Raw genomic sequence first — 15092 nt, 5'->3', positions numbered from 1 at the left:
AGCTGCGGCCCACGCGCCGCCGGCTGCCCCCGGTCACAGCCAGGGCTGCGGGTCGACCTTCTCGTCGTGGACCAGAACCTCGAAGTGGAGGTGGCACCCCGTGGAGTTGCCGGTGCTGCCGACGGCGCCGAGGGGGTCACCGCGCTTCACAGTGGTGCCGGCGGGCGCCTCGAGGGCGCTCATGTGGTTGTAGGTGGTCTTCAGCCCGTCGCCGTGGTCGATCACGATGCGCTGTCCTCCGCCGTAGGCGTGCCAGCCCGAGTCGACGACCGTCCCGGCGTCCACGGCCTTCACCGGGGTGCCGCAGGCGCTGGCGTAGTCGACGCCCGTGTGGAGCTCCGTCCCGAAACCGCCCATGGGGTTGACCCTGTACCCGAAGGTCGAGGCGACCGTCGGGGACTCCACCGGGGCGCTGAAGGCCTTGCGTTCCTTCGCTGCCGGTGCGAGGGAGGCCGAGAGCGCCCGCGCACTCGCGATGCTCGGGGCGATGCCTTCGGCGGCGGGCCCCGCAGCCTCGAGGCCGAAGGTCACCGTGGCTCCCACGGGCGCGGTGACGGCCTGCGATACGCCGGATGCGGGGGCAGCGTCCGCACCGTCGGCAGGAGCCGAGGTGGCCGACGGCGCGACGGCGCCCATCAGCAGGCCGGCCGAGGCCAGGACGATGCCGGCGGTGGCGGCGCTGTCCCGGAGGCGGGTGAGCGACGCAGGGACAGTGCCGCCCCGGGATGCCGTCCGGCGGGTCGCCGGGGGACGCGCGTCCATCCGTCGCTGAACCGGCGACGGCGTGCGTCCGCTGCTGCGGACGCTGCGGCGCGACGGCAGGGACACGGTGGCATTGTCGGCCTCGGCGGCGTCGTCGACGGCGTCGATGGCGTCGACGGCGTCATCGACAGGGATGTCGCGCGCGGCCCGCTCCCGGGCCCGGAGTTCGCGGCGGGTCAGCGGTGCGGAAGTGCTGGGACGCGGCGCATCCCCGGAAGGAGTCGGGACTGCGGCGGGCGCGGACGCATCGGGTCCCGGCTCCACGGGCGCGACGCCTCGGGTCGGCGCGAGAATGGACGGTGCAGCCGGCGAGGAGGCCGCGAAGAAGGGGCTGTGCACCGGGTGGGGCTGCGCACGCAGCGAGCGGCGGTTCGGCGGAGGGGTGTGCGCGGGAAGCTGCGGCGTCGCGTGGTGCTGGTCCGGGCGGGCGCCGGACGCGCGACGGCGCCCGGACATGAGCGTCTGGGTCAACTGCATACCTCTCTCACACGCCCGCGAAGTTAGCTGTCGGATTCGAGCAAGAGTTGACTCGGCCCCCTCGGCGCGGTCCTCGGTGCGGCAGAAGCGCAGGAAGGACCGTGCTGTCGACTATGCGTGAGGGCTTCACCCCGAGGCGGCTCGTGCCGCCGGAATGTGGGTCCTCCACCCCTGTCACAGGTTGTCCAGGCGGTCCGCTGACAGGGTTAGGCGTGCGGACCTGAATTCCACGATGGAGCTTTGACTGCTCAAACATTAGGCGAGGAAAGGCGGAGTTACAATTCCGTTATCCAACCTGTGGACAATTCATGCCATACTTCATCCCGCCATCAGGAATCCTGAGGAAATGTGCGGCAGAACCTGAGTTTCGGCCGCGGAAAGCACTGTCAGGACAGCTCGGCCCGCCCCTTGCGCCAATACCCCATGAAGGCAACCTGTTTCCGGTCCACCCCGACGTCACGCACGAGGTAGCGGCGCAGGCCCCGGACCACGGCGGCCTCGCCCGCGATCCAGGCGTAGAAGGGCTGGGTCCCTGGAGGCCGTTCCGGGTTGACGGTCGATTGCACGATTGCCGCCTCGAGCAGCTGCGGTGTCTCCCAGAGGATGGTCCTGTCGATGTCCACGTCCTCCGGCTCGCTGCCGCCGCTGGCGGTGACCTCTCCGGAGAGGGAGACCCACCCCGGCAGCCGCACCGCGTTCCGGACGGCGGTCTCGAGCAGCTCCCCGTGGGTGCGCCGGCCGCGGGCGAGCCAGGTGATGGAGACCGAGGAGCGCGTGTCGATGTTCTGGAAGTCCGCGCCGTCCGGCACCTCGAGGAACGCATGGCCGCTGATGTCCTCGGGGAGCGACTCGAGGATGGCGCTGATCGCGGGCACTGCGGTCTCGTCGCCGGCGAGGAGCACGTGCTGGGCGAGGCCCGGGCTCCACTCGATGCCCCCGTAGGCACCCGCTGTCGCGCACTGTGCGGCGGCGGAGTTGGGTCCGATGACGCACACCCGGTCCCCGGGCCTTGCCGCTGCAGCCCATTCGGAGGCGGGACCGCCGCGGCCGTCCTCGTCGAGGTGCATCACGAAGTCCACGTCGATCTCCGGCTGCGGGCCCGTGCAGCGCGAGGCGCGCACGGTGTAGGTGCGCATGGAGCCGCGCTCCTCCGCGTCCATGCCGAGCCACAGCTGGTACCAGCTGGACGCAGCCCCGCCGCGCATCATCCCCGCGATGTCCGGGCACGCGCGTCCCGCGGACGGGATGACGATCTTGATCCGGAGGTCGAGGGAGTCCCCGGCGACGCCGAACGACTCCAGGCAGGCGCCGCCGAAGGTGATGCGGCGGAAGTTCGCGGTGAGGTCCTGCACGGCCGTGACGACGACGTCGAACGCCAGCACCATGGGCTCGGTGTCCGCCGCGGTGCGCCGGGCAGTCCTCTGTGTCACATCGGTCATGATGCCTCCATGCGTGCCGGAACGATGTCCTGCGGATTGGATCGGTAGCCGCGTCCCGGCTCACGGCCGGAAGCGGGGTTTCTGGTGGGAACGGCTGCGGGGGCGCCGGCCGGCTCGGCTGCGGGGGCGCCGGCCGGCTCGGCTGCGGGGGCGCCGTGGTGCCTGCCGACGGGCACCACCATCGGCGTACCGGACACGGGGTCCTCGATGATCCGGCAGTCGAGGTGGAACACACCCCGCACCGTCTCCTCGGTGACGACAGCGGACGGCGCGCCCTCGGCGACTATCCGGCCCTCCCGCATGGCGATCAGGTGGTCCGCGTAGCGCGCAGCCAGGTTGAGGTCGTGCAGCACCATGACCACGGTGGTCCCGGAGCGCCGGTTGAGGTCGGTGATGAGGTCCAGCACCTCGATCTGGTGGGTGACGTCGAGGAAGGTGGTGGGCTCGTCGAGCAGGAGGATCCCCGTCTGCTGGGCGAGCGCCATCGCGATCCAGACGCGCTGGCGCTGCCCGCCGCTCAGCTCGTCCACGGTGCGGTCCGCGAGGGACAGCGTGTCCGTGGCCTCGAGCGCGCCCGCCACGGCGGCGTCGTCCTCCGGGGTCCACTGGCGGAACCAGCCCTGGTGCGGGTAGCGCCCGCGGCCTACGAGATCGGCGACGGTGATGCCGTCCGGGGCCACCGGGGTCTGCGGCAGGAGACCGAGCAGGCGGGCAACGGCCTTCGTGGACTGCGTGGCGATGTCCGCGCCGTTGAGCAGCACGGTGCCCTCGACGGGCTTGAGCAGGCGTGCGAGCCCCCGCAGCAGCGTCGACTTGCCGCACGCGTTGGCGCCGACGATCACCGTGACCTTCCCGGCGGGCAGCGAGACGGAGAGCCCGTCGACGACGGTCCGCTCGCCGTAGGCGAGCGTGATCCCGGCGGCGGACAGCGTGGCCGCCGCTCCCGGATCCATCGGTGGGCGTGGAGCCATGGTCAGCCTCCCTGGCCGGAACGGTTGGCGGTGGCGAGCAGCCACAGCAGGAACGGCGCACCGAGGGCGCCCGTGACGATGCCGACCGGCAGTGACGTCCCGGGCACGAGGTTCGCGGCGACGAAGTCCGCGCCCAGCACGATGACCGCGCCGACGAGGGCCGCCATGGCCAGCGACGGCCGGTTGCCGAGCAGGCGGCGGGCGATCGGCCCGGACAGGAACGCGACGGAGGCGACAGGGCCGGCGGCGGCGGTCGCGACGGCAGCGAGGGCCACGGCGGTGGCCATCAGCCCCAGACGGGACGCCTCGACGCGGATCCCGAGTCCCGCGGCGGCGTCGTCGCCCAGTTCCAGGCCGCGGAGGTTGCGCGCGAGGATCGCGGCTGCCGGCAGCAGCACCACGAGCGCGCCGACCAGCACGGTGGCACGGTCCCAGGTGCTCGAGTTGAGCGAGCCGCCGAGCCACAGCACGGCCTCGCTCGCCGTGCGCAGGTCCGTGCGGGTGATGAGGAAGCTCACGACAGCGTGCAGCACCGCGGCGAACCCGATGCCCACGAGGATGAGCCGGTAACCGGCCACTCCCCCGCGCCGCGAGACGAGGTAGATCGCGGCCGCGACCATCAGCGCGCCGAGCAGTGCCGAGACGGACACGGCGGCTCCCGCGGCACCGAACAGCACGATCGCCGTCACCGCGGCCGCGCTCGCGCCGTAGCTGATGCCGATGATGTCGGGGCTCGCCAACGGGTTGCGCAGCATCGTCTGGAAGACCGACCCTGCGATGCCGAAGGCCACACCGATCAGGAGCCCGATCACGGCCCGCGGCAGCTTGTTCTCCAGGACGATGAAGCTCGCCCCCGGGATGTCCGCACCGCCGAGGATCCGGAAGAAGTCGGGGATGGTCACGGTGTAGGAGCCGAGGAGGACGTCCACGGCGAAGAGCACCACGACGACGACGGCCACCGTGGCCAGCCGCAGCCCCGTGCTCCTTTGGCGACGGGCACGGGCGGCGACGAGGTGCGCGGTGGGATGCAGCGGGCGTGCGGTTCCGACGGCAGCGTGCTCGAGCGACGCGCTCACAGCTGGGCCATCCGCCGACGCCGCACGAGCCAGATGAAGAAGGGCGCTCCCACGACGGCGGTCATGATGCCCACCTGCACCTCACCGGGCGGCAGGACGACGCGGCCGAGGACGTCCGCGCCGAGCAGCAGCACCGGCCCGAGGAGCGCGGAGAAGGGCAGGATCCAGCGGTAGTCGGCACCTACGACGAGCCGGACCGCGTGCGGGATGACGAGGCCCACGAACGCGATCGGTCCGGCCGCGGCCGTGGCGGCACCGCACAGGACCACGACCCCGAGGGCCGTGACGCCGCGTGCCAGGTTCACGTTCTGCCCGAGTCCGCGGGCCACGTCGTCGCCGAGTGCCAGGCTGTTGAGGACCTTGCCCGTGGCGAGCGTCAGGACGAGGCCACCGAGGAGGAAGGGTGCGACGGCGCCGATCACGTCCCAGCCGCGCCCGGACAGCGTGCCGACCTGCCAGAAGCGGAACGCGTCGAGCGTCTCCTGGCTCGAGACGAGGACGGCGTTGGTGAGGCTCCCGAGGCCCGCGGCGAGGGCCGCGCCCGCCAGGGCGAGCTTGACCGGCGTCGCACCCTCCCGTCCGAGGCTCGCGACGGCATAGACCAGCAGCGCCGCCGCGCCGGCTCCGGCGAACGCGCACCAGATGTACCCGGAGGCGCTGCTGAGGCCGAGGACATAGATGCCCAGGACGACGGCGAGGGACGCGCCCGCGTTGATGCCGAGGATGCCCGGGTCCGCCAGCGGGTTGCGGGCCACGCCCTGCAGCGCGGCGCCGGCGGTCGCGAGTGCGGCGCCGACGAGCAGTCCGACGACGGTGCGCGGCATGCGGGAGAGCACCACGGCGTGATCGCCGTTGGAGGGGTCGAACGCCGTGACGGCGTCCAGCATGGTGCCCACACCCACCGAGCGTGCCCCGATGGTGAGCGAGGCGAGGCAGGCCGCGACCAGCACCAGCGCCGTGAGGACGAGCTTCGCGAGGGTCCTGGAGGTCGACGCCCGGCGACGGGCGGGGCCGTCACCGGCAGGACCAGGGCGCAGGGAGGTGGCCTGGACTGCCATGGTGCCTCCCTCAGACGGTCAATCGGTCTGAGGTAAGGCTAGCCTATGCTCCGAGCAATTAAGAAACGAGTTCGTTGCCTAATCCGGCGAGGGGGACGGTCGGCCGGGAGGGCTCGCCGGCCTGTCCGGCGCCCTAGACGGCAACCGGCGGGGTGCCGTTCCCGAAGGGCCGACCGCCCAGCGCCTCCCTGCCGTGCGCCGTCGTCCACCCCGCGAGGTCCGGACCCTTGGGCACGATGCCCGTGGGATTGATGTCCTCGTGGACGATGTAGTAGTGCTGCTTGATCTGCTCGAAGTCGATCGTGTCGCCGAAACCGGGCGTCTGGAACAGGTCGCGGGCATATGCCCACAACGCCGGCATCTCCGTCAGCTTGTTCCTGTTGCACTTGAAATGGCCGTGGTAGACCGGATCGAACCGGACCAGCGTGGTGAAGAGGCGCACATCGGCCTCGGTGATGGTGTCCCCCACCAGGAACCGCTGTGAGCCCAGGCGCTCCTCGAGCCAGTCCAACGCCGTGAAGAGGCGATCGTAGGCGGCCTCGTACGCCTCCTGCGAGCCCGCGAAGCCGCACCGGTACACGCCGTTGTTGACCTCCGTGAAGACGCGCCGGTTCACGGTGTCGATCTCCTCGCGGAGCGGCTCCGGGTAGAGGTCGGGAGCGCCCTCGCGATGGAAGTCCTTCCACTCGCTCGAGAAGTCGAGGGTGATCTGCGGGAAGTTGTTGGTGACCACGGCGCCGGTGGTCGTGTCCACGATCGCCGGCACGGTGATGCCGCGGGAGTAGTCCGGGTCCCGCTTGAAGAAGGCTTCCTGGAGACGCTCGATACCGAGCACGGGATCACGACCGTCGGGGTCGAGGTCGAACGTCCAGGAGCGGCTGTCATGGGTGGGGCCGGGAGTGCCGAGGGAGATCGCGTCCTCGAGTCCGAGGAGTCGCCGGACGATGATGGTCCGGTTCGCCCAGGGGCAGGCCCGGGCGGCGATGAGCCGGTACCGTCCGGCCTCGACGGGGAAGCCGTCGACGGCGTCGCGCGTGATCCGGGTCTCGATGTACTGCGTGTCCCGCGTGAACTCCTTGCCACCGGTGACGTAGGACCCCTTGGTGCTGTGCTCGGACGTGTCGGCCTGCTCGGTGTCGGTCATGCTGCCAGTCTAGGCCGCGGGCATGCAGGAGGCCCGGCCGAAGAGCGTGGCCGGGCCTCATGACGGGAGTGGATCCGCAGAGCTACCGCTGTGCGGACTCCCGCCCGTACTTCTCGCGGAGCTCGCGCCCTTCCCGGACGAGCTTGAGGTGCTTCTCGGCCTTCTTCTCGGCGGCCTTGGAGTCGCGCGGCGGGAGCTGGATGCTCTCCTCCGCCTCGATACCACCCTGCAGCTGGCGCCCACGCTCCATCTCGGCGTCGAACTCGACACCGAACAGCAGCGAGATGTTCGCGAGCCAGATCCACAGGAGCAGGACGATCACGCCGGCGATGGCACCGTAGGTCCTGTCGTAGCTGCCGAAGTTGGCCACGTAGAGGGAGAACGCCGCCGTGGTGATCGCCAGGACGATCAGGGCGATGAAGCCGCCCAGGCTCATCCAGCGGAACTTGGGCTGCTTGACGTTGGGGGCGCCGTAGTACAGCACGGCGATCATCAGGACGGCGAAGAGGAGCATGACGGGCCACTTGGCGATGTTCCAGATGACCAGGGCGGTGCCGCCCAGGCCGATGGTGTTGCCGACGGCCTCGGCGACGGGGCCGGACAGCACGAGCATCAGGCCCATCGCCACGATGAGGACGAGGACGATGACCGTGATGAGCAGCATCTGGGGGCGCAGCTTGATGAAGCCCCGGCCCTCCTCCACCTCGTAGACGCGGTTCATGGCGCGGGAGAACGCGTTGACGTACCCCGAGGCCGACCAGATGGCGCCGACGAGGCCGATGACGAAGGTCAGGCCGGCGGCCTGGTTCGAGGCGAGCCCTTCGATCGTGGGCCTGATCGTCTCGAGCGTCTCCGGCGGAGCGAACTGGCCGATGATCTCCAGGACCTGGTTCGTGGTGTTCTGCGCCTGCCCGAAGAGCCCCAGGAGGGACAGCAGGGCGAGGATGCCGGGGAAGATCGCGAGGACGGCGTAGTAGGTCAGCGCGGCTGCGAGGTCGGTGCACTGGTCCTTGCCGAACTCGTTGACGGCGCGCTTGAACACGTATTTCCAGGCCGGCTTCTTGACGTCGTTCGGATCGTCCGGCTTGCGGGGATCGTTCGGGTCGGGCGCGGTCCGGGCTTTCTTCGCCGCGTCGCTCTGCGGCTCGCTGCCCACCCTGCTGTTGCTGCTCACGGATACCTCCGGATCTGGCCCCGGGAAGGGGCGTTCGTGCTGCTGTACGTCTGCTTCAACTGCACCATAAGCTTGCTTACTAGTCCAGTCCGGATCGGCACACCCGCCGACCGGCACCATTCGGCCCAGGAGAGTACACATGCGTATCGCAGTCATCGGCGCCACCGGCAATGTCGGCACGGCGGTCCTCTCCCGGCTCCAGCGCGCCGCCGGCGACCGGGAGGCGATCCAGCGTTCCGGCTACGACACCTCCGCGGACACCGGTGGCATCACGGTCACCGCGGTCGCCCGTACGATGCCGGACACGTCCCGACCTCCGTACGACGGCGTGGACTGGCACGCGATCGACATCGGCACGGACGAGGGCCGGGAGGCGCTGACCCTCGCCCTCGCCGGCGTCGACGCCGTCATCCACCTCGCGTGGGCCATCCAGCCGAACCGCGACGAAGCGGCCATGCACAGGACCAATGTCACAGGCACGGCCAATGCCCTGGCCGCGGCGGGCGCCGCCGGCGTCCGCCAGTTCGTCTGCGCCTCCTCGGTCGGTGCCTACTCCGCCGCGGACAAGGCCACGCGGAAGGACGAGTCCTGGCCTACCGGAGGTATCGACTCCTCGCACTACAGCCGCCACAAGGCCGAACAGGAGCGGCTGCTCGACGCGTTCGAGCGCGACCACCCCGAGATCCCGGTGGCGCGACTCCGGCCCGGGCTGATCTTCCAGGGCCGGGCCGGCAGCGAGATAGGCCGCTACTTCCTGGGTCCGCTCGTGCCCAAGGTGCTCCTCGGCGGGCTGCCGTTGCCCCTCCTGCCCATCCCGGCGTCGTTCGTCTTCCAGGCGGTGCACGCCGACGACGTCGCGGAGGCCTACTGGCGCGTCGTCGCTCGCCGCGCCTCGGGCGCCTTCAACATCGCCGCTGAGCCCGAGCTCACTCCGGAGCGTGTCGCCGACCTGCTGAACGCGCGTCGCGTCATCGGTTTCCCGGTGCGCCTGCTGCGGTGGATCGTCGGCGCGAGCTGGGCCCTGGGCCTCCAGCGGACGGATCCGGGCTGGATCGACATGGCGTCGCAGAGCCCGGTCATGGACACCTCGAGGGCGCGGGACGTCCTCGGCTGGGAGGCCCGGCACTCCTCGCGGGAGGCCATGGCGCAGGTCCTGGCGGATCTGCGCGCGGGCAGGGGCCAGGGCGGCTCGCCGAAGCTGTATCCGCGCTCGGACGCATAGCCGCCCGGTCGTACAGTCCGCCTGGTCGTCCGCGTCAGGGCGCCGGGACGCGGGGGGTGTGCTCGGCGCTCACCAGCGGGATGCCCTCCGGCAGCTGGTCCGGTGCCCCCGGCAGGCTGACCGTGAACTGCGCGCCGCCCTCCTCGAGGTTCCGGACGCTGATGGATCCGCCGTGGGCCTCGGCGATGCGGCGGCAGATGGCGAGCCCCAGACCGGTGCCCGTGGCCTGCCCGAGCCCGTTCTCGGAGCGGTGGAACTCCTCGAAGACCCGCTCGAGATCGCCCTCGGGGACCCCGATCCCGTTGTCCCGCACGTGAACCAGAGTCTGCCCGGTCGAGGCGTCCGGATTCGTCGCCACGGTCACCTCGCCCGTGCCGTCCGTCCTCCCGTACTTCATGGCGTTGCCCACGAGGTTCTCCATGAGCTGCAGGAACAGCCGCTCATCGGCGTAGACGGGATCGGGCGCGTCCACGGTGAAGGCGACGTCGGGGAGCTGTGTCCCCGGCAGCGCGGTGCGGAGGTCGATGATGCCCTCCACCAGCCGGCCGACGTCGATCCTGGACGCGGTGAGCCGCTCCTCCTTGGCGAGGCTGTACGCGAGCAGGTTGCGGATGAGGGTCCTCATGCGCAGGCTCGCCTGCTGGAGCCGTTCGATGCTGGCCTGCCTCTCGGCGGGCGGGAGATCGGGATCCTCGAGCAGCTCGAGCCACCCGTCGAACACCGTGAGCGGCGTCAGGAGATCGTGTGCGACAACGGACGCGAACCGCCCGAGATCGCGCTGGTACAGGCGATCCCCGGTCACGTTGCGCATGACGAGCACCGCACCGCGTCCGCCAGGAAGGGGGACGGCGTCGACCGAGAGGTGCGTGACCTCGCCCGTGCGATGCGTGAGGTCGAGGTCCATGCGCTCGGTGACGGTTCCCTGCAGCGCGAGGGTCAGGGGGTTGTCCTCGTCGGTCACGGGCTCCCCGCGCACGGTGGTGACCTCGTAGTCCCGCCGCCATACCTCCCCGGGCCGCGCGGTGCCCGGCCCCAGCCAGCGCTCGCTCGCCCCGTTCTGGAAGATCAGGCGCCGGTCCGGGCCGGCGACGAGGACGCCGTCGTTCATCCTGCCGATCACGAGGTCCCGGAGCTCCGCGGCCGCACTGGCCTCCTCCGTGGCACGGTACAGGCTGGCGATCAGCCGGCGCCGCTCGTCCATGCTGAGGGCGAGGACCGCCGAGAGCGAGAAGGCGATGAACATGAAGGACTGCGCCACGTACGCCGCGGTTCCCGGTCCGAGTTCCTGGAACGGCCCGAGGCCCGCGAGGGTGAAGAAGACGAGGAAGGCCCCGCTCAGGAGGCCGTGCAGCATGGCCCACCCCGCGCGGAGCCGGAGCCCGGCCCACATATGGGCGGGGATGGTGATGTAGGCGATCGGCAGGGCCGCGGCGGTCCCGAAGGTCGCGGTGTACAGGATCACCGAGACGAGGACGAGGAGTGCGTACTCGGCGCGGCGCGCTGCGGAGAGCGGCGGAGGCACCTCGCCGTCGGCCCGGGCCCTGAGGTTCGAGGCCAGGACGATGCCGAGGGACCCGAGCGCTGTCAGGGACACGGCGTGGCGGACGAGCCAGGGGATGAAGGCCGCCATCGGCTCGGCCATACCGTCGAGGGCACTGCCGGCGACGATGAACAGCGCGCCCACCGAGCAGGCGGCGACGGCCACCCCGCCGAGCCGGAGGTAGTCCCCCACGGACCGGATGGCGAGGCCCGGCACGAGTCGCCGGAAGAGGGCGGCGGCCACGGCCGTCTGCACCATGCTCCCGAAAGCGACCGCGAGCGCGAGCGCCGGGCTGAGGCCGGTGGCCAGGTTGACCACGGCCAGGAGGGGCAGGGTCGCCATGAGGGCCACGGCGAGGTCGCGGCGGGTCCGGGAAGCCCAGAGACCCCAGAGGAAGTTGATGCCCGCGGCGGGCCAGACCAGGGCGAGGCCCGAGGACTCGAGATTGGTGTGGCGGCCGAAGATCGCGGCCGCGGCGAGCAGCACGGCGAACAGTGCATGGAGGGACACGGGAGGAAGCGATACCAGCGTCCGCGCGACGACCTGCATGCGCCTGTCACCCATCCTGCCTATCCGCCGGGCACCCGTGTCCAGCCTCGATGGACCGGGAGCGCGGCCGGGACCGGCCGCCGATGGCCAGCATACTTGCTGCTTCCCCCGGCCCGGGGCGCTTCGGCACCGGCGGGGCGGGCATCCGTTGGTGCCCGCCCCGCCCGGCGTCCTGCTGTCCTGCTGTCCTGCTGTCCTGCCGGCTACCCGAGGGTTGCGGTGTCGATGACGAAGCGGTAGCGCACGTCGGAGGACAGCACGCGCTCGTAGGCCTCGTTGATGGCATCGGCGGAGACGAGCTCGATCTCGGGAGCGATGCCGTGCTCGGCGCAGAAGTCGAGCATCTCCTGCGTCTCGCGGATGCCACCGATGCCGGAGCCGGCGAACGAGCGCCGCTGGTTGAACAGGGTGAACACGTGCAGGGGCAGCGCGTCCGCGGGAGCACCCACGTTGACCATGGTGCCGTCGAGGCGGAGCAGCGAGAGATAGGCGTCCAGGTCGATCTTCGCGCTCACGGTGTTGATGATGAGGTCGAAGCTGCTCGCGAGCTGCTTGAACGTGTCGGGGTCGCTGGTGGCGTAGTAGTGCTCGGCACCGAAGCGCTTGCCGTCGTCCTGCTTGCTCAGGGTCTGCGACAGCACCGTGACCTCGGCACCCATGGCGTGCGCGATCTTGACGGCCATGTGACCGAGACCGCCGAGTCCGACGACGGCGACCTTCCTGCCGGGGCCCGCGTTCCAGTGGGCGAGCGGCGAGTAGGTCGTGATGCCGGCACAGAGCAGCGGCGCGGCGGCCTCGTAGGGGATGCTCTCCGGGACGGACAGCACGAAGTCCTCGACGACCACGATGTGCGTCGAGTAGCCGCCCTGGGTGATCGTCCCGTCGCGGTCCACGCCGGCGTAGGTGCCGACGTTCCCATTGAGGCAGTACTGCTCCTCGCCCTGCAGGCAGTTGGCGCACTCACGGCACGAGTCGACCATGCATCCGACGCCCACGCGGTCGCCGACCTTGTGCCGGGTCACCTCGGTGCCGGCCTCCTCGACGATCCCGACGATCTCGTGGCCGACGGTCAGCGGGTACTGCTGCGGCCCCCATTCGCCGCGGACCGTATGGATGTCGGAGTGGCAGATCCCGGCGTAGGCGATCTTGATCAGCACGTCGTGCGGGCCGACGTCGCGGCGCTCGATGGTCGTGGGGACGAGCGGGTCCGTGGCGGATGGGGCTGCGTAGGCCTTGACGGTTCTCATGCGGTTCCTCCTGAAGACTGGGTACTCACCGTCTCCACGGTAGGCCGGATCAACCTACGCCGGGGAATCCCGTCGGTCGTCCGCGCCCGACGGACGCGTCACGCGGATCCTCCCCGAGACGTGTCCATCCGGGTCAGCCAGTGCAGGGCGGCGGCCGTGGAGGCGAAGAACCTCGTGGGATAGGGAGGCGCGTGGAGCTGCTTGTAGTACCTGGCGATCGTCCTGTCACCCTCCGCTCCGACGATGGCGAGCGCGCAGACGCCCAGCCGCTTCGCGAACACGTCGAGCGCCTCGCGCGTGAGGGACGCCATGTCGTTGTTGAGCGCGAGCATCGGCGGACGCCGGAGGGGGTTCAGGGCTGCCGCTGCTGCGACCAGCGATTCCGCCGCGTCGGCGGTCACGCTCGTGCCCCGGTCCCACTCGACCATCAGGATGCCGTCCTCCATCCGGGCCCGGAACGGGTGGGGATCGGCGGCCTCCCGGCTGGTGGTCTCTCCGCCCTCGGCCCTCCCGGTCAGCCACGCGATCGCCTCGGCCTCGGCGGTGAAGTACCTGCTCGGCGTCGCCGACCGGTAGTTGAAGGCCGTGAGCACCTTGCCCACCTCGTCCACGCCCACCACCCCCGTGCGCAGCGAGCAGGTGTCCTCGACCAGGAGTCGCCGGGCATCCCGGGTGATCGCGTCGACCAGTCCGATGTTCACCAGGAGTGGGCGCCTGCCGGCGGGAGACGCCGCCGTCACGGCGGCCGTCGTCGAGCGGACGTCGTCCGCCTCGATGACGACCCCCGCGGCCCAGCGCAGGCGCAGGAAATCGCCGTCATCCGTCAGCGTGTAGCGTGACCGCTCCCCAGCGTGCCCAGGCATCTGCATCCGTTCGAATCGAGTGAGCTTCGATCCTAGGCGCAGGGGACGCCGGCGGCAGCACGTGGCGTCCGCGGCGGCGGCGCATTGTGGCCCGGGCTGCAGCCGTGCAGGATGGGACGAGCCCCCGGAAGAGACCGAAGGAGTGTTCCATGGACTACACGTTCGACGTCCTCGTGATCGGCGGCGGACCCGCCGGCATGGCAGCGGCCACGCGCGCCGCCGAACTGGGGGCGCGCACCGCCGTCGTGGAGCGCTCGGCCCTGGGCGGCACCTGCGTGAACTCCGGCTGCGTGCCCACCCGTGTGCTCGCCAAGACGGCACGCCTGTTCCGCGAGGTCCGGACGGCGTACGACTACGGGATCGTGGTGGACGCGCCGTCCGTCGACTGGGACAAGACCGTGCAGCGCGTCCACGCGACCGTGGCCCGCGTGCTCGACGCGAAAGGGTACGGGCCCACCATGGAGCGCCTCGGCATCGAGCTGATCGAGGGCGACGCCGAGCTGACGGGTGAGCACACGGTCGTCGTGGGCGATCGCGAGGTGACCGCCGCGTCGATCATCCTGTGCATCGGCGGGAGCGGCCGGCGCCTGCCCATCGAGGGCGCCGAGCTCGCGGTGCTGCCGCACGAGGTGCTGGGCCTCGAGAGTCTCCCGGGCACGGTGGCGATCATCGGCGGCGGGCACACCGGCGCCCAGATGACCACCATCTTCGACGCCCTGGGCTCCGAGGTCCTCCTGCTGGACCTGGCGCCGCGCATCCTCATGACGGAGGACGACGACGTCGCGGCCGCGGTCACGGCCGCCTTCACCGGCAAGGGCGTGCAGGTGGAGACGGGCATCGGCGGGGTGGACAGCATCCGCACGGACGGCGCGGCCCTGGACCTCACCTGGCAGCAGGACGGCGCGCCGCGCTCCCGGTCCGTGGACGCGGTCATCATGGCCGCGGGCTGGCCCGCGAACCTGCCAGGGCTGGGCCTCGAGGCGGCCGGCGTCGTGACCTCCCGCTCCTTCATCCCGGTGGACGAGTACCTGCGGTCCAACGTGCCGCACATCTTCGTCGCGGGCGATGCCAACGGCAGCAGCATGCTCGTGCAGGCGGCCGTCTTCGAAGGCGAGACGGCGGCCGAGAACGCCGTACTGGGTGCCACGCGCACCACCCCGCACCACCTCCTGCCCGAGGGGGGCTTCACCGACCCCGACTACGCGGGCGTAGGACTCACCGAGGCCAGGGCCAGGGAGCGCGACGCCGAGTGCCACGCCGTCACCGTGCCCTACGCCGCCGTCGAGCGCCCCATCATCGACGACCGCGAGCAGGGATTCCTCAAGCTCGTGGTCGACCGGCGACGGGAGCTGATCCTCGGGGCGCACGCGGTCGGGGAGAACGCGGTGGAGGTCATCACCGCGGTGGCGTCCGCAATGGCCGCCGGCACGGACCTCGCGACGCTCGCCCGGGTGAAGTTCGCCTACCCCACGTACAGCGCCGTCATCGGGCACGCGGCACGGGCGGGCCTGCGCAGCTAGTGCCCTGCGGCGGAGGAACCGGGCGGAGCTCGGGCACCGATCCACGCCGA

At 71.1% G+C, this 15092-nt stretch carries 12 protein-coding genes and 1 riboswitch; of the genes, 2 read left to right on the top strand and 10 right to left on the bottom strand.

The window, feature by feature from the left end; all coding sequences use genetic code 11:
- Window positions 1–33: 33 nt before the first annotated feature.
- The 7 genes from AC4D2O_RS09050 to AC4D2O_RS09020 all read right to left on the bottom strand — a co-directional run bounded on the left by AC4D2O_RS09050 (window position 34) and on the right by AC4D2O_RS09020 (window position 8101).
- Window positions 34–1233, bottom strand: coding sequence for a M23 family metallopeptidase (locus AC4D2O_RS09050; protein ID WP_490906574.1), 1200 nt, complete (start codon window positions 1231–1233; stop codon window positions 34–36).
- A gap of 3 nt (window positions 1234–1236) precedes the next feature.
- Window positions 1237–1462, bottom strand: a riboswitch (cyclic di-AMP (ydaO/yuaA leader).
- Between the two features lie 163 nt (window positions 1463–1625).
- Window positions 1626–2678, bottom strand: a complete 1053-nt coding sequence (locus AC4D2O_RS09045; RefSeq protein ID WP_490906573.1) for a siderophore-interacting protein — start codon at window positions 2676–2678, stop codon at window positions 1626–1628.
- Entirely contained in the window at window positions 2675–3631 is a 957-nt protein-coding gene (locus AC4D2O_RS09040) for an ABC transporter ATP-binding protein (RefSeq protein WP_490907486.1), read from the bottom strand. The genes AC4D2O_RS09045 and AC4D2O_RS09040 overlap by 4 nt, the downstream gene beginning before the upstream one ends.
- Window positions 3632–3651: 20 nt before the next feature.
- Window positions 3652–4623 carry a FecCD family ABC transporter permease gene (locus AC4D2O_RS09035; RefSeq protein ID WP_490907485.1) on the bottom strand — a complete coding sequence of 324 codons (972 nt, stop codon included), beginning with the start codon at window positions 4621–4623 and terminating at the stop codon, window positions 3652–3654.
- A gap of 98 nt (window positions 4624–4721) precedes the next feature.
- Window positions 4722–5783, bottom strand: a complete 1062-nt coding sequence (locus AC4D2O_RS09030; RefSeq protein ID WP_490906571.1) for a FecCD family ABC transporter permease — start codon at window positions 5781–5783, stop codon at window positions 4722–4724.
- A gap of 133 nt (window positions 5784–5916) precedes the next feature.
- The gene (locus AC4D2O_RS09025; RefSeq protein ID WP_490906569.1) at window positions 5917–6927 is read right to left on the bottom strand and encodes a glutathione S-transferase family protein; all 1011 of its coding nucleotides are present in this window, start codon (window positions 6925–6927) and stop codon (window positions 5917–5919) included.
- An 82-nt stretch (window positions 6928–7009) separates the two neighbouring features.
- Window positions 7010–8101: a YihY/virulence factor BrkB family protein gene (locus tag AC4D2O_RS09020; RefSeq protein WP_490906566.1), complete on the bottom strand. Its 1092-nt coding sequence runs from the start codon at window positions 8099–8101 to the stop codon at window positions 7010–7012.
- Between the two features lie 139 nt (window positions 8102–8240).
- Here AC4D2O_RS09020 and AC4D2O_RS09015 point away from each other — a divergent pair, with 139 nt between their 5' ends.
- The gene (locus tag AC4D2O_RS09015; RefSeq protein ID WP_490906564.1) at window positions 8241–9323 is read left to right on the top strand and encodes an NAD-dependent epimerase/dehydratase family protein; all 1083 of its coding nucleotides are present in this window, start codon (window positions 8241–8243) and stop codon (window positions 9321–9323) included.
- Window positions 9324–9357: 34 nt separating this feature from the next.
- Here the strand turns inward: AC4D2O_RS09015 and AC4D2O_RS09010 are convergent, their stop codons facing one another.
- The 3 genes from AC4D2O_RS09010 to AC4D2O_RS09000 all read right to left on the bottom strand — a co-directional run bounded on the left by AC4D2O_RS09010 (window position 9358) and on the right by AC4D2O_RS09000 (window position 13522).
- Window positions 9358–11427, bottom strand: a complete 2070-nt coding sequence (locus AC4D2O_RS09010; protein ID WP_490906562.1) for a sensor histidine kinase — start codon at window positions 11425–11427, stop codon at window positions 9358–9360.
- Between the two features lie 188 nt (window positions 11428–11615).
- The gene (locus tag AC4D2O_RS09005; RefSeq protein ID WP_490906561.1) at window positions 11616–12659 is read right to left on the bottom strand and encodes an NAD(P)-dependent alcohol dehydrogenase; all 1044 of its coding nucleotides are present in this window, start codon (window positions 12657–12659) and stop codon (window positions 11616–11618) included.
- 98 nt (window positions 12660–12757) lie between these two features.
- Window positions 12758–13522, bottom strand: a complete 765-nt coding sequence (locus tag AC4D2O_RS09000; RefSeq protein WP_490906560.1) for a DUF7793 family protein — start codon at window positions 13520–13522, stop codon at window positions 12758–12760.
- 149 nt (window positions 13523–13671) lie between these two features.
- Between AC4D2O_RS09000 and AC4D2O_RS08995 the strand changes: the two genes are divergently transcribed.
- Window positions 13672–15042 (top strand): dihydrolipoyl dehydrogenase family protein, encoded by a 1371-nt coding sequence (locus tag AC4D2O_RS08995; RefSeq protein WP_490906558.1) that lies wholly within the window; start codon window positions 13672–13674, stop codon window positions 15040–15042.
- Window positions 15043–15092: the final 50 nt, after the last annotated feature.

It is taken from the genome of Arthrobacter sp. TJ-238 (assembly GCF_058269215.1).
The sequence above is the reverse complement of the archived record's forward strand: the minus strand, read 5'-3'. Positions and strand labels throughout refer to the sequence as shown.

What these genes read in the sequence shown, in the direction of transcription:
- AC4D2O_RS09005 (WP_490906561.1), bottom strand. Translation starts at nt 12,659, where the DNA reads ATGAGAACCGTCAAGGCCTACGCAGCCCCATCCGCCACGGACCCGCTC.
- AC4D2O_RS09025 (WP_490906569.1), bottom strand. Translation starts at nt 6,927, where the DNA reads ATGACCGACACCGAGCAGGCCGACACGTCCGAGCACAGCACCAAGGGG.
- AC4D2O_RS09000 (WP_490906560.1), bottom strand. Translation starts at nt 13,522, where the DNA reads ATGCCTGGGCACGCTGGGGAGCGGTCACGCTACACGCTGACGGATGAC.
- AC4D2O_RS08995 (WP_490906558.1), top strand. Translation starts at nt 13,672, where the DNA reads ATGGACTACACGTTCGACGTCCTCGTGATCGGCGGCGGACCCGCCGGC.
- AC4D2O_RS09045 (WP_490906573.1), bottom strand. Translation starts at nt 2,678, where the DNA reads ATGACCGATGTGACACAGAGGACTGCCCGGCGCACCGCGGCGGACACC.
- AC4D2O_RS09030 (WP_490906571.1), bottom strand. Translation starts at nt 5,783, where the DNA reads ATGGCAGTCCAGGCCACCTCCCTGCGCCCTGGTCCTGCCGGTGACGGC.
- AC4D2O_RS09040 (WP_490907486.1), bottom strand. Translation starts at nt 3,631, where the DNA reads ATGGATCCGGGAGCGGCGGCCACGCTGTCCGCCGCCGGGATCACGCTC.
- AC4D2O_RS09010 (WP_490906562.1), bottom strand. Translation starts at nt 11,427, where the DNA reads ATGGGTGACAGGCGCATGCAGGTCGTCGCGCGGACGCTGGTATCGCTT.
- AC4D2O_RS09015 (WP_490906564.1), top strand. Translation starts at nt 8,241, where the DNA reads ATGCGTATCGCAGTCATCGGCGCCACCGGCAATGTCGGCACGGCGGTC.